This is a genomic window from Tropicimonas aquimaris, assembly GCF_042676185.1.
Taxonomy (GTDB): domain Bacteria; phylum Pseudomonadota; class Alphaproteobacteria; order Rhodobacterales; family Rhodobacteraceae; genus Tropicimonas; species Tropicimonas aquimaris.
The window spans coordinates 102,932-118,786 of sequence record NZ_JBHTJT010000007.1 but is presented as its reverse complement, the minus strand read 5'-3'; the positions used below and the strand labels follow the sequence as shown (position 1 = coordinate 118,786).

Here is a 15,855-nt window from a genome sequence, read left to right as displayed (position 1 = left end):
GATGGCGCGCAGGTCGCGCGTTCCGCGCGCGGAACGCGCGCGGCCCAGCCCAACGGGAAGAGGCGCATCCTCGATGCGCCGACGACGGGCGGGAGCCCCCGGCCGGAATTGCCGTGGCTTTCCTTGACGCTGGCCCGGTTCACATCCATGTCGTATAAACGTGAACAGGTGGGTCGAAGGGGGCAACCACATGCGAATCCTCATGTCTCTCGCTTTGGCGTTGGTCGTCATGATCGCATTGGTGGTCGGGATCGCGCTGGCCGGGGCCGCGCTCGCCGGATCGGCGGGAAAGGCGTTTGACCAGGGCCCCATGGCAAGCGGGCTGGTGCCGCGGATCGCCTTCATCCTGCTATGGGTGCTCATCTTCGGCGTCTCCCTCGGCATGATCGGAGGCATGTGATGGCCCAGCGATACGGCGGCAAGTACTCACCGGACGCAGGGACCACCGGCAACGGCGCATCGTCCGCGCCGTCCCGTCCCACCACCGCGCAAAGAGCCCGGGGCGCCGCGCGCGTCAATCTGCTCTATCTCGCGCCGATCCCGCTGCTTTTCTCCGCATTCGGCCATGGCCCGGCCGGCATGGCGCTGGACCTGGCGGCCGCGGCGGTGCTCGTGTTCTCCGTCTTCACCCTGTCGGAGGGCCTCAAGGCCGAGGCCGCCTATGACGCCCGCAAGGTCGCGCGCCGCCCGGCCCTGCCCCGCAAGATCATCGCCGCCGTGCTGACCGGCTTCGGCCTCGTGCTGGCGCTGATGGCTGGCGACGGCGGCAACCTCGGGCAGGCGCTGCTCTACGGGGCGATCGCCGTCGTGCTGCATCTGACCGCTTTCGGCATCGATCCGCTGGCGAACAAGAACGTCGACGGCGTGGACAGTTTCCAGCAGGACCGCGTCGCCCGCGTCGTCGACGAGGCCGAGGAACAGCTCGCCCGCATGGGCGCCGCGATCCAGCGCGCCGGCGACCGTGGGCTGGAGCGCCGGGTCGAAGGTTTCCAGGCCACCGCCCGCCACATGTGCCGCACCGTCGAGGAAGATCCGCGCGACCTGACCGCTGCGCGCAAGTTCCTCGTCGTCTACCTGCAGGGCGCGGCCGAGGCGACGATCAAGTTCGCGGACATCTACGCCCGCAACCGCGACCAGCAGGCCAAGGCGAACTACGTCGCCCTGCTGGACGATCTCGAGCGCAACTTCAGCGCCAAGACCGAAACGCTGATGGTCTCCGACCGAACGGCGCTCGACGTCGAGATCGAAGTGCTGCGCGACCGGTTGCAGCGCGAAGGCGTGAGAATGGATTGAAACGGAATTTTGAGGAGGCACCGACATGTCGCAGGAAGTTCAGAAGAAAGCCGCCGAAGTGCTGACGCAGGTGGAAGAGGTTACATCCGTGATACTGCCAGAGCCGGCACCCGCTGCCGACATCGTGCCTCTAGAGGCCGCCGACGCGCCGGTCTCGGCCGAGATCCGCAAGCGGATGCAAGAGATCGACATGAGCGACACGAATTCGATCGTGTCCTTCGGTTCTGCCGCCCAGGCCGAACTGCAGGAGATCTCGCAGGCGATGCTCGCCGACGTCAAGAACAAGGACGTGGGCCCCGCCGGAGACAGCCTGCGCGACATCGTGAGCACGATACGAGGTTTCTCGGTTTCCGAGCTGGACGTGCGCCGCGAGCGCACCTGGTGGGAGAAGCTCCTCGGTCGCACCGCGCCCTTCGCCAACTTTGTCGCCCGCTACGAGGACGTGCAGGGCCAGATCGACCGGATCACCGACAACCTTCTTGGCCATGAGCACAAGCTGCTGAAGGACATCAAGTCGCTCGACCTGCTTTACGACAAGACCCTCAATTTCTACGACGAGCTGGCGCTCTACATCGCCGCTGGCGAGGCCAAGTTGCAGGAGATGGACAGTTCGGTCATCCCGGCCAAGGAGGCCGAGGTCTCGGCGGCGCCGGAGGCCGATCAGGTGATGAAGGCGCAGGAGCTACGCGACATCCGCGCCGCCCGCGACGATCTGGAGCGCCGGGTGCACGACCTGAAGCTGACGCGCCAGGTGACGATGCAGTCGCTGCCGTCGATCCGGCTGGTGCAGGAAAACGACAAGTCGCTGGTGACAAAGATCAATTCCACGCTGGTCAACACCGTGCCGCTGTGGGAGACGCAACTGGCGCAGGCCGTGACAATCCAACGGTCTGCCGAGGCCGCGACCGCGGTGCGCGAGGCCAACGACCTGACCAACGAGCTGCTGACCGCCAACGCCAAGAACCTGCGTGAGACCAACAAGGTCGTGCGCGAGGAAATGGAGCGCGGAGTCTTCGACATCGAGGCGGTGAAGCAGGCCAATGCGGACCTGATCGCCACCATCAACGAGAGCCTCGCCATCGCCGACGAGGGCAAGGCGCGCCGCGCGGCCGCGGAGGAAGAGCTGATCAAGATGGAACACGAACTGCGCGACACGCTGGCCTCTGCAAAGGCCCGCAAGACCGGTCTGGGCGACACCGCCTCGACCGCGGTCCCGGCAGGTTGATCTTGCGGAGCGGGGCGGCAGCACGGAACGGCCTGCTGGCGATGTCGCTGGCATTGCTTGCAGCCTGCGAGGCGACAGCGCCGAGCGGGCCCGTTCCCGCTCCGCCGCCCCGTCCCGAAGCCACGGCGACCACGGGCGACCTGTCGGCCTCCACCCGGTCGCGCGCATCCTACGATCTCGAACAGCATTACGCCCGGGTGCAGGCAGACCTCCTGGCTCAGGGCTTGCTGCGCACCGACGGTGGCGGGCCGGACACGCCCTTCGCGGCGCATACACTGGCCAAGAACTTCATCCGCATCGCGCTTTACGACGAATATGTCTCCCGCGCCGGCACCCTTGTGGCGGAGCAGACGGAAAGCCAGCTTCGCCGTTGGGAAACCCCGGTGCGGATGCAGATGGTGTTCGGAGAGACCATTTCGCCGGATCAGCGCAGCAAGGACACCGCGTCGCTGCAATCCTATGCGCGGCGGCTCGCCATTGCGTCCGGGCACCCGGTCTCCGTCACCTCCGGCAACAACGCCAATTTCCACGTGCTGATGCTGCATGAGGATGAGCGCCGCAATTACGGCCCGCAACTGCGGGCCATGATCCCGGGGATCGGGGAGACCGCGGTGCGCACGGTGGAGGATATGCAGCGAGACACCTTCTGCCTCGTCTTCGCCTTCTCGCAGGGCAGCAACCCGGCCTATACCCGCGCGGTCGCCGTCATCAGGGCCGAACATCCCGACCTTCTGCGGCTCTCCTGCATCCACGAGGAGCTGGCGCAGGGCATGGGGCTGGCCAACGATAGCCCCGCCGCCAGGCCCTCGATCTTCAACGACGACGAGGAGTTCGCCCTGCTGACCCGGCATGACGAGCTTCTGCTGCGCATATTGTACGACCGCCGTCTCAGCACCGGCATGGACGCCGCCACCGCCCGACCGATCGTGACCGAGATCGCCAACGAGCTTCTCGGCGGCGAGAGTTGACAGAATTCATCTAGGAGGAGCGCCACGATGGGCATCTTCGATTTTCTTTCCGGCCAGTTCATCGACGTCATTCACTGGACTGACGACACCCGCGACACGCTGGTCTGGCGGTTCGAGCGCGAGGGGCACGAGATCAAATACGGCGCCAAGCTGACGGTGCGCGAGGGCCAGGCAGCCGTGTTCGTGCACGAGGGGCAGCTCGCCGACGTGTTCACCCCCGGTCTCTACCTGCTCGAGACCAACAACATGCCGATCCTGACCACGCTCCAGCACTGGGATCATGGGTTCAAGTCGCCCTTCAAGTCGGAGATCTACTTCGTCAACACGACCCGCTTCACCGATCTGAAGTGGGGCACCAAGAACCCGGTGATGCTGCGCGACCCGGAATTCGGCCCGACCCGCATCCGGGCCTTCGGCACCTATTCGATCCGAGTCACCGACCCGGCGAAGTTCATGACCGAGATCGTCGGCACCGACGGCGAGTTCACCACGGACGAGATCACCTTCCAGATCCGCAACATCATCGTGCAGGAAAGCAGCCGGGTGATGGCGGGCTCCGGCATTCCGGTGCTCGACATGGCCGCCAACACCGCCGACATGGGCAAGCTGATCGCCGCCAAGGTCTCCGAGGTGCTGGCGGATTACGGCATGATGATGCCCGAGTTCTACATCGAAAACATCTCGCTGCCGCCGGCGGTGGAAGAGGCGCTCGACAAGCGCACATCGATGGGGCTGGCGGGCGATCTCGGCAAGTTCACCCAGTATTCCGCCGCCGAGGCGATGACCTCCGCGGCCCGCAACCCGGCCGGTGGCGGCATGGCAGCAGGGCTCGGCGCCGGCATGGGCATGGCCATGGGCGCGCAGATGGCGAACCCTGGCTACGCTCAGGGTCCTTGGGGCGCCGCCCCACAGTCACGAGGCGGCCCGGCCGCGGTGCATCCGGCACCGCCGCCGCCTGTCGAACATGTCTGGCACATCGCCAAGGCAGGCCAGACCTCCGGCCCGTTCTCCAAGGCGGACATGGGCCGCATGGCGGGCGCCGGCGAGCTGACCCGCGAGAGCCTGGTCTGGACGCCCGGGCAGGATGGCTGGAAACCGGCCGAGGACGTGCAGGAGCTGGCGCAGCTCTTCACCATCCTGCCTCCGCCCCCGCCGCCGGGCGCCTGAACCGGAGGCAAAAGTGTCCGACACGCTCTGGACAGACGACGACGCGGCCGGCTCGGCCACTGAAGCCGTGGCCGAGCAGCACCGCTTTCCCTGCCCCGCCTGCGGGGCGGACCTGCGCTTCTCGGCCGACCGGGGCAGCCTCGTCTGCGACCATTGCGGGCATGTGGAGCATGTGAGTGCGGGCGGTCGCGGCGAATGGGCCGAGGCGTTGCAGGAGCTCGACTACGAGCGCGCCCTGCGCCGCGAACTGCCCGCCGGCGAAATCGTCTCTGCCCGCACCGCCCATTGCGAAAGCTGCGGCGCGAGTTTCGAGATGGGCGAGGCGGAACAGGCGACGGAATGCCCGTTCTGCGCCTCTCCCGTGGTCACCGACACCGGAATCCAGCGGCATCTCAAGCCCACCGCCGTCCTACCCTTCGCCCTGACAGAGGAGACCGCCCGCAAGGCGATGTCCGACTGGCTCGGCCGGCTCTGGTTCGCGCCCGGCGGGCTCAAGGACTACGCCCGCAAGGGACGGCGGATGAAGGGAATCTACGTCCCCTTCTGGACCTACGATTCCCGCACCCGCACCGAGTACCGGGGGCGGCGGGGCGACGATTACTACGTCAACGAGACCCGCGTCGTAAACGGAAAGCGCCAGAACGTGCGGGTGCGAAAGACCCGCTGGCGGGCGGTGCAGGGCCGCGTGGCGCGGGATTTCGACGATGTTCTTGTGCTGGCCGCCGACAGCCTGCCCCGACAATATGTCGATGCGCTCGACCCGTGGGATCTGGCCAAGCTCGTGCCCTTCCGGCCCGATTACCTCGCCGGCTACATCGCAGAGGCCTATACCGTCGACCTGGAACCCGGGTTCGGCTATGCGCAGCGCAAGATGGACGCGGTAATCGCCGCCGACATTCGCCGCGACATCGGCGGCGATCACCAGCAGATCACCAAAGCCCACACCCGGCACGGCAACGTGACCTTCAAGCACATCCTGCTGCCGGTCTGGCTCGCCGCCTATCGCTTCCGCGGCAAATCCTATCGCTTTGTGGTGAATGCGCGCACCGGCGAGGTGAAGGGCGAACGGCCCTACTCGGCCTGGAAGATTGCGATCACTGTCCTTGCCGCGCTCATCGCTGCGGCACTGCTGCTCTACCTCGGGCAGGAGCAGGGCGGTTTCAGCACCACCCTGCCCCAGGGGTTCTGACCCAACCTACCCGGCGTTGATCTTCACCCGCTTGGACGGATCGACCGAGGGCGTCCGCTTCGGCACCGTGATCGTCAGCACGCCGTCTTTCAATTTGGCGTCCACAGCCGCGCCGTCGGCATCGGGTGGCAGGCGGAACGAACGGCTGAACGAGCCGTACTGGCGCTCGCTGAAGAACCAGGTCTCGCCCTTCTCCTCGCGCGAGGTGCGTTTCTCGCCGGTCAGAGTGACCACGCCCTCCTCCACGCTCAGGTCAATGTCCTTTTCCTCCACGCCGGGCAGTTCCACGGCGATCCGGTAGGCGTTCTCGGCGCCGGACGCTTCGGCAGCCGGGGCGACCCACTCGGACACCCGTTCGCCGAAGCCGCGGAACGGCTCGTAGAGGCTCGGCCAGAAGCCGCTGGTGTGGGATTTCTCGACCATTTCCTCCTCCTAAGACTGCGATTCCCCAACGGCTGGATCATACCACCCGTGCCCCCCGCCCGCCTTGACCTGACGCAGGATCGGCGGCGGCTGTGGACCTTTTCCGAGGACGGCGCTAGGAGATGAAAACGGTAATCCGGGATGGGAGGGACACGATGATCCTGTGCGCTGGCGAGGCCCTGATCGACATGCTGCCACGCGTGTCCACCGCATCGGAGCCCTGTTTTTCTCCCGTCGCGGGCGGGGCGGTTTTCAACACTGCGATCGCGCTCGGTCGCCTCGGCGCGCCGTCGCGCTTCTTCACCGGGCTTTCGACCGACCTTTTCGGTGTCCGGCTCGAGGCCGCGCTGCAGGCGAGCCAAGTGGATTACGCGCTCTGCGCCCGCTCCGACCGGCCGACCACGCTGGCCTTTGTCGAACTGACCGAGGGCCACGCGAAATACGCCTTCTACGACGAGAACACCGCGGGACGAATGATCACCCCCGCCGACCTGCCGGCGCCCGAAGCGCTCAACGGGGTCGAGGCGCTGTTCTTCGGCGGCATCTCCCTCGTGGTGGAGCCCTGCGCCTCGACCTACGAGGCGCTTGCGCTGCGCGAGAGCGGCAAACGGCTGGTAATGCTCGACCCCAACATCCGCCCCGGCTTCATCAAGGACGAGGCCGCCTACCGCGCCCGGATCGACCGGATGATCGCCGCCGCCGACGTGGTAAAGGTCTCAGACGAGGATCTGCACTGGCTCGCGGGCGACGGCACGCTGGCCGACCTGGCCGGGCAGTTGCTCGCCAAGGGGCCCAAGGTGATCTGCGTCACCGAGGGGGCCAAGGGCGTGACCGCCTTCATGGAGGGCCGCCAGCACAGCGTGCCGGCCAACCGGGTCGAGGTCGTCGACACCGTGGGTGCTGGCGACACGTTCAACGCGGGCTTCCTCGCCGGTCTCAAGCGGGCCGGCCGGCTGAGCAAGGCAGGGCTGGAGGACATCCCCGAGGCCGATCTGGCCGCGGCGCTCAAGCTCGGAGGCGATGCCGCCGCCGTCACCGTGAGCCGCGCCGGAGCCAACCCGCCCACAGCCGCCGAACTGGGCCTGTGAGGGCGCTGATCCAGCGGGTCACCCGCGCCTCCGTGACGGTCGATGGCGAGGTGATCGGCTCCATCGGCCCCGGGGTCCTGGCGCTGGTCTGCGCGATGCGCGGCGACAGCGAGGCCGAGGCCGAGAAACTCGCGGCCAAGCTCTCCAAGCTGCGGATCTTCGAGGACGACGCCGGCAAGATGAACCGCGCCCTGCCCGACATCGGCGGCGCAGCCCTCGTGGTCAGCCAGTTCACCCTCGCCGCCGACACCAGCCGCGGCAATCGCCCCGGGTTTTCCGAGGCCGCCGACCCCGAAACCGGGCGCCGTCTCTACGAGCATTTCGCCGACCACCTGGCCAGTCTCGGCACCCCCGTCGAACGCGGCCGCTTCGCCGCCGACATGGCCGTGGAACTGGTCACCGACGGCCCGATCACCATCTGGCTCGAAGTCGCCCCATCGACCGCCTGAATATTGTGCAACGGTCCAAAAAACTGTCGCAATACACCACCGGTTCGTGAACACTTCGACAGAAGAGTGCGGACATGAAGCCGCAAAAGAAAACAGCCAGTTGCGGCCGCCAGCGGGCGCAGTCAAGGTGATCGCATGAGCGAGACGGGTACGTTTTTCAACGAATTGCACGGCCCAACGGGGGACCCCCGGCGGCCGTACAAGGAATACAGCAAATGGTTCGAAGGCGAGGATCTCTCTCGGCTTCGCAAGAAGTCCCAGGAGGCGGAGCAGTTCTTCCGCCGCACGGGCATCACATTCAACGTCTACGGGCAGGACGAGGCCGACGAGCGGCTGATTCCGTTCGACATCGTGCCGCGCGTCCTGTCGGCACGCGAATGGGACAAGCTGACCCGCGGCATCGATCAGCGGGTGCGGGCGATCAACGCCTTCCTGCATGACATCTATCACCGGCAGGAGATCCTCCGCGCGGGTCGGATCCCGGTCGAGTTGATCGCCAACAACGACGCCTTCCTGCCGCAGATGATCGGCGTTTCGCCCCCGGGGAACGTCTATACCCACATCGTCGGCACCGATCTCGTGCGCACCGGCGAAGACCAGTTCTACGTTCTGGAGGACAATGCGCGCACGCCCTCGGGGGTCTCCTACATGCTGGAGAACCGCGAGACGATGCTGCAGATGTTCCCGGAGCTGTTCAGCAAGATCCGAGTGCGCCCGGTGCAAGATTATCCGACGCGCCTGTCGCGCTCGCTCTCGGCTTGCGCGCCGCCGGCGACGAGCGGACGGCCGGTGCTCGCCGTGCTTACGCCCGGCATCCACAACTCGGCCTATTTCGAGCATTCCTTCCTGGCCGACAACATGGGCGCCGAACTGGTCGACGGCACCGACCTGCGGGTCGTGGATGGCCGGATCGCCATGCGCACGACCGAAGGGTACAAGGCAATCGACGTGCTCTATCGCCGCGTCGACGACGATTTCCTCGATCCGCTGAACTTCCGTCCGGATTCGATGCTCGGCGTGCCTGGCATCATGGATGTCTATCGCGCCGGCGGCATCACCATCGCCAACGCTCCCGGCACCGGCATCGCCGACGACAAGGCGATCTATTCCTACATGCCGGACATCGTCGAGTTCTACACCGGCGAGAAGGCGCTGCTCGAGAACGTGCCCACCTGGCGCTGCTCGGACCCCGACAGCCTCGCCTACGTGCTCGACAACCTGAAGGAACTGGTGGTCAAGGAAGTGCACGGCTCGGGCGGCTACGGGATGCTGGTCGGCCCCGCTGCCAGCAAGAAGGAACTGGCCGCCTTCCGCGACAAGCTGGAAGCCCGGCCCGCGAACTACATCGCCCAGCCCACGCTGGCACTCTCCACCGTCCCGATCCTCACCAAGGCCGGCCTCGCGCCGCGCCACGTCGACCTGCGCCCCTTTGCGCTGGTCTCGCCGCAGGGAATCGACCTGACGCCCGGAGGGCTGACGCGGGTTGCATTGAAGAAGGGATCGCTGGTGGTGAACTCGAGCCAGGGCGGCGGCACCAAGGACACCTGGGTGCTGGAGGAATAGCGGAATGCTCGGCAAGACAGCAGGCGGTCTCTACTGGATGTACCGCTATCTCGAACGCAGCGAAAACACGTCGCGCCTCATCGAGGCCGGCTTGCGCAACGCGCTCACACGACCGGCGAGTTCGACTGACGAATGGTCGAGCATTCTCGACGCCACCGGCGTCCGCCAGACCTATCTCGAGAGCAACGAGTCCTTCGATCAGCAGAAGGTTGTCAACTTCCTGCTGCGCGACACCGCAAACAGCTCCAGCGTGCTGTCGATGATCGAGGCCGCGCGCAACAACGCCCGCATGGTCCGCACGGCGCTCTCCCGCGAGGTCTGGGAATCCGTGAACGAACTATGGATGAACATCCGCACCGCCCTGTCTCGGCAGGTGAGCGACCGCGATCTGCCGGCCGTTCTCAGCCTGATCCGTCAGCAGAACGCCCAGGTCCGCGGCGCCACCCATGGCACCATGCTGCGCAACGACGTGTTCAACTTCGCCCGCGCCGGCACCTTTCTGGAGCGCGCCGACAGCACGGCGCGGATCCTCGATGTGAAATACTACGTGCTGCTGCCATCGGTCAGCCACATCGGCTCCGTGCTCGACAACGTGCAATGGGAGAACATCCTGCGCGCCGTCGGAGGGCAGAGCTCCTATCGCTGGCTGAACGGGCCGGACATCAGCGCCATGGGCATCGCGGACTTCCTGATCCTCGACAGCCGGATGCCGCGGTCTCTGGCCTTCTGCGCCGCCAAGGCGCGTGCCAACCTGTCCTACATCGAGAAAGAATACGACACGCGCCACGCCTGCCACGAACAAGTGGAAGCGCTCGTCGGACGCCTCGCCTCGACCACGACCGAGGAGATCTTCGACGCCGGCCTGCACGAGTTCATCCAGGATTTCCTGTCCGACCTTGCGCGGCTGGGCTCCACCATCGAATCCGATTACCGCTTCTATGGATAAGCCATGCGCCTGACGATCCAGCACCGGACCACCTACACCTACTCCGAGCCCGTCCCCTTCGCGCTGCAGCAACTCCGGCTGACACCGAAACAGGGCATCGGCCAGAACGTCGTGACCTGGCAGACCCAGGTCTCGGGCGGCAAGAAGGAGCTGGAGTTCGTCGACCACAACGCCAACGACGTGATGCTCATGTCCTTTGGCGGCGAAGGGCACGAGATCGTGGTCACCAGCCAGGGCGAGGTGGAGACCTCCGACACCAACGGCGTGATCGGCCGGCACAGCGGCTACGCCCCGCTGTGGTATTTCCAGCGCCAGACGCCACTGACCAAGCAGGGCATGGCGATCCGCTCGCTGGTCAAGGGTTTGTCCGGGGACTATGACGACGACATCGCGCGCTGCCATGCGCTCTCGGCCCGCGTGATGGAAGCGGTCAAGTACGAGACCGGCACCACAACCACCGCGACCACCGCGGAAGAGGTGCTCCAGGCCGGTTCCGGTGTTTGCCAGGATCACGCCCATGTGTTCATCGCCGCGGCCCGGCAACTCGGCTTCCCGGCGCGTTACGTCTCCGGCTACCTGCTCCTGAACGATCAGGTGTCGCAGGAAGCGAGCCACGCCTGGGCCGAAGTCCACATCGACGCCCTCGGCTGGGTCGGTTTCGACGTGCCGAACGAAGTCTGCCCCGACGAGCGCTACGTGCGCGTCGCCACCGGGCTGGATTATTCCGAGGCCGCCCCGATCTCCGGCCTGCACTCCGGCCATGCCGGAAGCGAGACGTTGGGCGTTGACATACAGGTCCAACAATAGGCTCTTGCCATTGCGGCAACCCGGAGCACGCCCATGACCTATTGCGTCGGCCTGCGCATGAAGCGCGGCCTTGTTTTCATGTCCGACACGCGAACCAACGCGGGCGTGGACAACATCTCGACCTTCCGCAAGATGCACAGCTGGTGCGTGCCGGGTGAACGCCTCATCACCCTGATGACCGCGGGCAACCTCGCAACCACGCAGGCCGTCGTGAGCGTTCTGGAGGAACGCAGCAAGGCCATCGGCGAACGCAATCCCTCAATCCTCGAGCAGCCCTCGATGTTTCAGGTTGCCCGGCTGGTCGGCGCTACCCTGCGCGAGGTCATTTCCGAGCATTCCCAGCAGGGTCAGGCCGCCGATTCGGCTTTCGGGGCTACGATCATCGTCGGCGGGCAGATCGATCCGGGCCCACCGCGGCTCTTCATGATCTACTCCGAGGGAAATTTCATCGAGGCCTCGGAGGACACGCCCTTCTTCCAGATCGGCGAGACGAAATACGGCCGGCCGATGCTGCTGCGCGGCTTCTCCGAGGATCTCACCTTTCCGGACGCGATCAAGCTGCTGCTGGTAAGCTTCGATTCCACGCTCAAGGCGAACCTCTCGGTCGGCATGCCTTTCGACCTGCAAACCTATGTCGCGGACAGCTACCAGATCGGTCACGAAGACAGGATCACCCGGGACAACCCCTACTACAACGAGATCTCCGAAGGTTGGGGGCGCGCCCTGCGCGACGCACTCGGCCAACTCCCTCCTTACGACATGGACTGACGTCTCGGAGGAACAGGCATGCGCTGATTCCCGTCCGGTCTCCGGAGCGGGGCCCGTCCGCATGGGGAATGCTCGACGCCCATGCATTTCCGATTAAATTAATCGGAATTGACAAACCAAAGTGTTTTAGTAAGCTATCCGCATTCAAGGAGAGCCCGATGCCAGGTGCCACGCCCCACAGGTCCCAGACGGTCGCCCTGTCGCCGAACGCCCCGGGCCTTTGCCACGGGCTCGAGCTCCATGCCTCCCCCATCCAGACCAAGAGCGAGTCGCACCGATGACCATGATGAACACGATCAGCCTCACCGATTCCGCCGCCCTTCCCGGCCGCCCGACCTTCGACGCCCGCGCCATGACCGGCGAGAACGGCCTCGCCCAGATCGTCCTGAACGAAAAGGTCTACACGCTGCGCATCACCAAGGCCGGCAAGCTCATCCTGACCAAGTAGCGCCCGCTTCAGCTTCTTCTGTCCGAAAATATCCCGGGGGGCTCCGGGGGGCTGCCCCCCCGGCGCCGACCACGGTGTTCAGGCCGCCGGCAGAACCGGCGCCGCCGCCAGCAGCGTTCGCGTATACTCATGCTCCGGCGCGGAAAACACCGCCTCGGTGGGCCCCGCTTCCACGATCCTGCCCGCCCGCATCACCAGAACCCGGTCGGTGATCGCCCGCACCACCGTCAGGTCGTGCGAGATGAACAGGTAGCTCAGCCCAAAGCGCGCCTGCAGGTCGGCCAGCAGATCGAGGATCTGCGCCCGGATCGAAACATCGAGCGCCGAGACCGCCTCGTCCAGCACGATCAGCTCCGGCCGAGTGATCAGCGCCCGCGCTATCGCGATCCGCTGCCGCTGCCCACCGGAGAACTCGTGCGGAAACTTCTCCGAGTCTTCCACACGCAACCCTACGTCCCGCAGCACCTCGGCGATCCGCGCCTCCGCATCCTCCGGCCGCCCGGTCAGGTGAAACGGCTCCGACAGGATCCGCCCGACCCGGTGCCGCGGGTTGAAGCTGCCGTAGGGGTCCTGGAACACCACCTGCATCCGCCGCCGCAGCTCCGCCGGCATCCCCGGAGAGACCTCGGCCCCGTCGAGCCGGATCTCGCCCCCCTGCAGGGCCTCGAGCCCGAGGATCGCGCGGGTCAGAGTCGACTTCCCGCAACCGGATTCGCCCACCAGTCCCAGGCTCTCGCCCTGCGCAAGGGTGAAGTTCACCCCGTCCACCGCGCGAAAGGAAGGCCTCGGCCCGAAGAGTCGCGTCCGACTCAATGGATAGTCCCGCACCGCCTTTCGCACCTCGAGCAGCGGCGCGCCGGTATCCCGCACGGCCCGCTCCGGCCGGTGCCGCGAGGCCTCGAAGAGCGCGCGGGTGTAGGGATGGCGCATCTCGCGTAGCAGGCGTGCGGCGGCGCCGTGCTCCACCACTTCGCCCGCCTTCATCACCGCCACCTCGTCGGCCATCTCCGCGACCACGGCGAGGTCATGGGTGATGAACAGGCAGGCCATCCCCTCCTCGCGCACCAGTTCGCGTATCAGCGACAGGATCTGTGCCTGCGTGGTCACGTCGAGCGCGGTTGTCGGCTCGTCGGCGATCAGCAATTTCGGCCGGAGCGCGACGGCCAGCGCAATGCAGACCCGCTGCCTCTGCCCGCCGGACAATTCGTGCGGATATCGCCCGAGCGGGAACCTGTCCGGCGAGAGCCCGACGCGGGCCAGCCGCTCCCGGGCGATCGACGCCGCTTCCGACCGGCCGGCGGCGCCATGCACCAGCAGAGTCTCGGCCACCTGGTCGCCGATGCATTGCACCGGGTTCAGCGCCGTCATCGGCTCCTGGAAAATCATCCCGACCTCGGCGCCGCGCACCGCGCACATCTGCCGCTCCGAAAGCGCCGTCAGCTCGCGCCCGTCGAGCAGCACCCTGCCCCCGAGCGCGGCTCCCTGCGGCAGCAACCGCATCACCGAGAGTGCCGTCATCGACTTGCCCGAACCGCTCTCGCCGACCAGCCCGAGGATCCGCCCGGCCTCCAGAGCGAGCGAGACATCGCGCAGGATCGGCGCGCCGCCAATCCCGACAGAGACCCCCTCCAGTGCGATCACCGGACGTTCCTCCGAAGCCGCGGGTCGAGCAGGTCGCGCAGCCCGTCCCCCATCAGGTTCAGCCCCAGCACTGTCAGCACGATGCAGAGTCCCGGCAGGATCGCGAGCCGCGGGTAGCTGTAGAAAAAGGTCTGCGCATCGGCCAGCATCCGCCCCCAGGAGGGAGTCGGTGGCTGCGCGCCAAGACCGACATAGGAGAGCCCGGCCTCGGCGAGAACGCCCATCGAAAACTGGATCGTTCCCTGCACCACCAGCAGATTGGCGATGTTGGGCAGGATATGCTCGGCCGAGATCAGCGCCGCGCCCTTGCCCGCCACCCTTGCCGCCAGGATGAACTCCCGCGGCCAGACAGTCAGCGCCGCTCCCCGCGCCACGCGGGCGAAGACGGGGATGTTGAAGATCCCTATGGCCAAGATCGCGTTGAGCGCCGAGGGGCCGAAGACCGCGGTGATCAGGATCGCGATCACCAGCGAGGGAAAGGCGAAGATCAGGTCGTTGCCGCGCATGATCACCTCGTCGAGCAGCGAACCGCGCCGCGCCGCAGCCGCCAGCCCAAGCGGCACGCCGAGCAGGATGCCGATGCCGACGGCCACTAGCGCCACGGCGATCGAGGTGCGCGCGCCGGCCATCAGCATCGAGAGCATGTCGCGCCCGAGGTGATCGGTGCCGAGCAGGTGCCCGCCCCCCGGAGGAGCCAGCTTGGCCGCGATGTCGAGATCGGTCACCGGGAAGGGTGTCCAGACCAGCGACAGGAGCGCCGCGCCGAGGAACAGCGCGAAGAGCGTCGCCCCGAGAACCAGCTGCACCGGCACCCTCATCGCCCGTGCCTCAGCCGCGGGTCGACCGCCGCGTAGGCGAGATCGACGAGGAAGGTCACCACGATCACCGCGAAGACCAGCAGCATCACCACTGATTCCACCACCACCAGGTCACGCTGCGTGATCCCCTGGAAGATCAGCAGCCCGAGCCCGGGCAGGAAGAAGACCTTTTCGATGATGATCGCCCCGGCCAGCAGGAAGGAAAACTGCAGCCCGATGATCGTAAGAACGGGGATCAGCGCGTTGCGCACCCCGTGGTTGCGGATCGCCTGCCCTTCCGACAGCCCCTTGGCCCGCGCCGTCCGGATATAGTCCTGCCCCAGCGTGTCGATCAGCGCCGAGCGCATCACGCGGGCGAGGATCGAGGCCTGCGGCAGCGCCAGCGCCACCGCCGGCAGGGTGAGCGCCCGAAGCGCCGGCCCGACCCCGGCGTCCCAGCCGGGAAAGCCGCCGGCGGGAAAGACCTGCCATGTGATCGCCAGCAGCACGACCAGCAGCATCGCGAACCAGAAGTTCGGCACTGCGATGCCAAGCTGCGTCACCCCCATGATGCCGTAGTCGACAGCCCGCCCCCGCCGCGCTGCCGCCAGCATCCCGATTGGCAGGGCAATCAGGGTCGAGAGCGCGAGCGCGTAAAGCGCCAGCGGCAGCGAGACGCCGAGCCGCTGTACCACCAGTTCGGCCACCGGCACACGATAGGTGTAGGAGGTGCCGAAATCACCGCGCAGCATCCCCCCCGCCCAGGAGAGATAGCGCTCGACCAGCCCCCCGGTCAGCCCGAGATCCCGCCGAAGCGCCTCAACCGCCTCGGGCGAAGCATTGAGCCCCAGCATGTAGGCGGCGGGATCGCCGGGAATGACTTCCACCACCGCAAAGATCACCAGGCTCGCCGCGATCAGCGACAGGGCGAGCGAGACAAGACGCGTGGCGGCATAATGGACCATGCGGCGGAGCCTAAGGATTTCGGAGCATCATTCAAACGCCGCGTGAGCCGGCACGGTCGGATTTGGGTATTTTCGCCAAGAAGATAAAGCCGCGCCCTCTTCTTGGATCAAATACCCA

General features: G+C 66.5%; 17 protein-coding genes. 13 read left to right on the top strand and 4 right to left on the bottom strand.

The window, feature by feature from the left end:
• Positions 1-190 precede the first annotated feature (190 nt).
• The 6 genes from ACFQ2S_RS04245 to ACFQ2S_RS04220 are packed head-to-tail and all read left to right on the top strand — an operon-like array spanning position 191 to position 5,842.
• Positions 191-400, top strand: a complete 210-nt coding sequence (locus ACFQ2S_RS04245) for a hypothetical protein (RefSeq protein ID WP_386072977.1) — start codon at positions 191-193, stop codon at positions 398-400.
• On the top strand, positions 400-1,293 hold the full coding sequence (locus tag ACFQ2S_RS04240) for a 5-bromo-4-chloroindolyl phosphate hydrolysis family protein (RefSeq protein WP_386072976.1): 894 nt from the start codon (positions 400-402) through the stop codon (positions 1,291-1,293). Before ACFQ2S_RS04245 ends, ACFQ2S_RS04240 begins: the two co-directional genes overlap by 1 nt.
• 25 nt (positions 1,294-1,318) lie before the next feature.
• Positions 1,319-2,518, top strand: a complete 1,200-nt coding sequence (locus tag ACFQ2S_RS04235; protein WP_386072974.1) for a toxic anion resistance protein — start codon at positions 1,319-1,321, stop codon at positions 2,516-2,518.
• A gap of 41 nt (positions 2,519-2,559) precedes the next feature.
• A complete protein-coding gene (locus tag ACFQ2S_RS04230) occupies positions 2,560-3,486 on the top strand; it encodes a DUF2927 domain-containing protein (protein WP_386073629.1) in 927 nt (308 codons plus the stop codon).
• Positions 3,487-3,513: 27 nt separating this feature from the next.
• Entirely contained in the window at positions 3,514-4,653 is a 1,140-nt protein-coding gene (locus ACFQ2S_RS04225; RefSeq protein ID WP_386072972.1) for an SPFH domain-containing protein, read from the top strand.
• Positions 4,654-4,666: 13 nt separating this feature from the next.
• Positions 4,667-5,842, top strand: a complete 1,176-nt coding sequence (locus ACFQ2S_RS04220) for a TFIIB-type zinc finger domain-containing protein (RefSeq protein WP_386072970.1) — start codon at positions 4,667-4,669, stop codon at positions 5,840-5,842.
• A 6-nt stretch (positions 5,843-5,848) separates the two neighbouring features.
• On the opposite strand, the gene ACFQ2S_RS04215 is transcribed toward ACFQ2S_RS04220, so the two are convergent.
• On the bottom strand, positions 5,849-6,265 hold the full coding sequence (locus ACFQ2S_RS04215; RefSeq protein ID WP_386072969.1) for an Hsp20/alpha crystallin family protein: 417 nt from the start codon (positions 6,263-6,265) through the stop codon (positions 5,849-5,851).
• Positions 6,266-6,420: 155 nt separating this feature from the next.
• Here ACFQ2S_RS04215 and ACFQ2S_RS04210 point away from each other — a divergent pair, with 155 nt between their 5' ends.
• From ACFQ2S_RS04210 to hemP, 7 genes are all read left to right on the top strand, one after another.
• Complete coding sequence (locus ACFQ2S_RS04210) at positions 6,421-7,353, top strand: carbohydrate kinase family protein (RefSeq protein ID WP_386072968.1); 933 nt, start codon at positions 6,421-6,423, stop codon at positions 7,351-7,353.
• Positions 7,350-7,802 carry a D-aminoacyl-tRNA deacylase gene (gene dtd, locus ACFQ2S_RS04205; RefSeq protein WP_386072967.1) on the top strand — a complete coding sequence of 151 codons (453 nt, stop codon included), beginning with the start codon at positions 7,350-7,352 and terminating at the stop codon, positions 7,800-7,802. Before ACFQ2S_RS04210 ends, dtd begins: the two co-directional genes overlap by 4 nt.
• A gap of 135 nt (positions 7,803-7,937) precedes the next feature.
• Positions 7,938-9,365: a circularly permuted type 2 ATP-grasp protein gene (locus tag ACFQ2S_RS04200; protein ID WP_386072966.1), complete on the top strand. Its 1,428-nt coding sequence runs from the start codon at positions 7,938-7,940 to the stop codon at positions 9,363-9,365.
• A 4-nt stretch (positions 9,366-9,369) separates the two neighbouring features.
• Positions 9,370-10,311, top strand: coding sequence for an alpha-E domain-containing protein (locus ACFQ2S_RS04195; RefSeq protein ID WP_386072964.1), 942 nt, complete (start codon positions 9,370-9,372; stop codon positions 10,309-10,311).
• A gap of 3 nt (positions 10,312-10,314) precedes the next feature.
• Entirely contained in the window at positions 10,315-11,118 is an 804-nt protein-coding gene (locus tag ACFQ2S_RS04190; RefSeq protein WP_386072962.1) for a transglutaminase family protein, read from the top strand.
• Between the two features lie 33 nt (positions 11,119-11,151).
• On the top strand, positions 11,152-11,886 hold the full coding sequence (locus ACFQ2S_RS04185) for a peptidase (protein WP_386072961.1): 735 nt from the start codon (positions 11,152-11,154) through the stop codon (positions 11,884-11,886).
• 283 nt (positions 11,887-12,169) lie between these two features.
• A complete protein-coding gene (gene hemP / locus ACFQ2S_RS04180) occupies positions 12,170-12,334 on the top strand; it encodes a hemin uptake protein HemP (protein WP_386073628.1) in 165 nt (54 codons plus the stop codon).
• Positions 12,335-12,412: 78 nt separating this feature from the next.
• Here the strand turns inward: hemP and ACFQ2S_RS04175 are convergent, their stop codons facing one another.
• Genes ACFQ2S_RS04175 through ACFQ2S_RS04165 form a run of 3 tightly spaced genes read right to left on the bottom strand, consistent with a single transcriptional unit; the run spans position 12,413 to position 15,737 of the window.
• Positions 12,413-13,975 carry an ABC transporter ATP-binding protein gene (locus ACFQ2S_RS04175; protein ID WP_386072959.1) on the bottom strand — a complete coding sequence of 521 codons (1,563 nt, stop codon included), beginning with the start codon at positions 13,973-13,975 and terminating at the stop codon, positions 12,413-12,415.
• Entirely contained in the window at positions 13,972-14,793 is an 822-nt protein-coding gene (locus tag ACFQ2S_RS04170; protein ID WP_386072957.1) for an ABC transporter permease, read from the bottom strand. Before ACFQ2S_RS04170 ends, ACFQ2S_RS04175 begins: the two co-directional genes overlap by 4 nt.
• A complete protein-coding gene (locus ACFQ2S_RS04165; RefSeq protein ID WP_089230781.1) occupies positions 14,790-15,737 on the bottom strand; it encodes an ABC transporter permease in 948 nt (315 codons plus the stop codon). Before ACFQ2S_RS04165 ends, ACFQ2S_RS04170 begins: the two co-directional genes overlap by 4 nt.
• Positions 15,738-15,855: the final 118 nt, after the last annotated feature.

What these genes read in the sequence shown, in the direction of transcription:
- ACFQ2S_RS04245 (WP_386072977.1), top strand. Translation starts at nt 191, where the DNA reads ATGCGAATCCTCATGTCTCTCGCTTTGGCGTTGGTCGTCATGATCGCA.
- ACFQ2S_RS04240 (WP_386072976.1), top strand. Translation starts at nt 400, where the DNA reads ATGGCCCAGCGATACGGCGGCAAGTACTCACCGGACGCAGGGACCACC.
- ACFQ2S_RS04235 (WP_386072974.1), top strand. Translation starts at nt 1,319, where the DNA reads ATGTCGCAGGAAGTTCAGAAGAAAGCCGCCGAAGTGCTGACGCAGGTG.
- ACFQ2S_RS04230 (WP_386073629.1), top strand. Translation starts at nt 2,560, where the DNA reads ATGTCGCTGGCATTGCTTGCAGCCTGCGAGGCGACAGCGCCGAGCGGG.
- ACFQ2S_RS04225 (WP_386072972.1), top strand. Translation starts at nt 3,514, where the DNA reads ATGGGCATCTTCGATTTTCTTTCCGGCCAGTTCATCGACGTCATTCAC.
- ACFQ2S_RS04215 (WP_386072969.1), bottom strand. Translation starts at nt 6,265, where the DNA reads ATGGTCGAGAAATCCCACACCAGCGGCTTCTGGCCGAGCCTCTACGAG.
- ACFQ2S_RS04210 (WP_386072968.1), top strand. Translation starts at nt 6,421, where the DNA reads ATGATCCTGTGCGCTGGCGAGGCCCTGATCGACATGCTGCCACGCGTG.
- ACFQ2S_RS04200 (WP_386072966.1), top strand. Translation starts at nt 7,938, where the DNA reads ATGAGCGAGACGGGTACGTTTTTCAACGAATTGCACGGCCCAACGGGG.
- ACFQ2S_RS04195 (WP_386072964.1), top strand. Translation starts at nt 9,370, where the DNA reads ATGCTCGGCAAGACAGCAGGCGGTCTCTACTGGATGTACCGCTATCTC.
- ACFQ2S_RS04190 (WP_386072962.1), top strand. Translation starts at nt 10,315, where the DNA reads ATGCGCCTGACGATCCAGCACCGGACCACCTACACCTACTCCGAGCCC.
- ACFQ2S_RS04185 (WP_386072961.1), top strand. Translation starts at nt 11,152, where the DNA reads ATGACCTATTGCGTCGGCCTGCGCATGAAGCGCGGCCTTGTTTTCATG.
- hemP (WP_386073628.1), top strand. Translation starts at nt 12,170, where the DNA reads ATGATGAACACGATCAGCCTCACCGATTCCGCCGCCCTTCCCGGCCGC.
- ACFQ2S_RS04170 (WP_386072957.1), bottom strand. Translation starts at nt 14,793, where the DNA reads ATGAGGGTGCCGGTGCAGCTGGTTCTCGGGGCGACGCTCTTCGCGCTG.
- ACFQ2S_RS04165 (WP_089230781.1), bottom strand. Translation starts at nt 15,737, where the DNA reads ATGGTCCATTATGCCGCCACGCGTCTTGTCTCGCTCGCCCTGTCGCTG.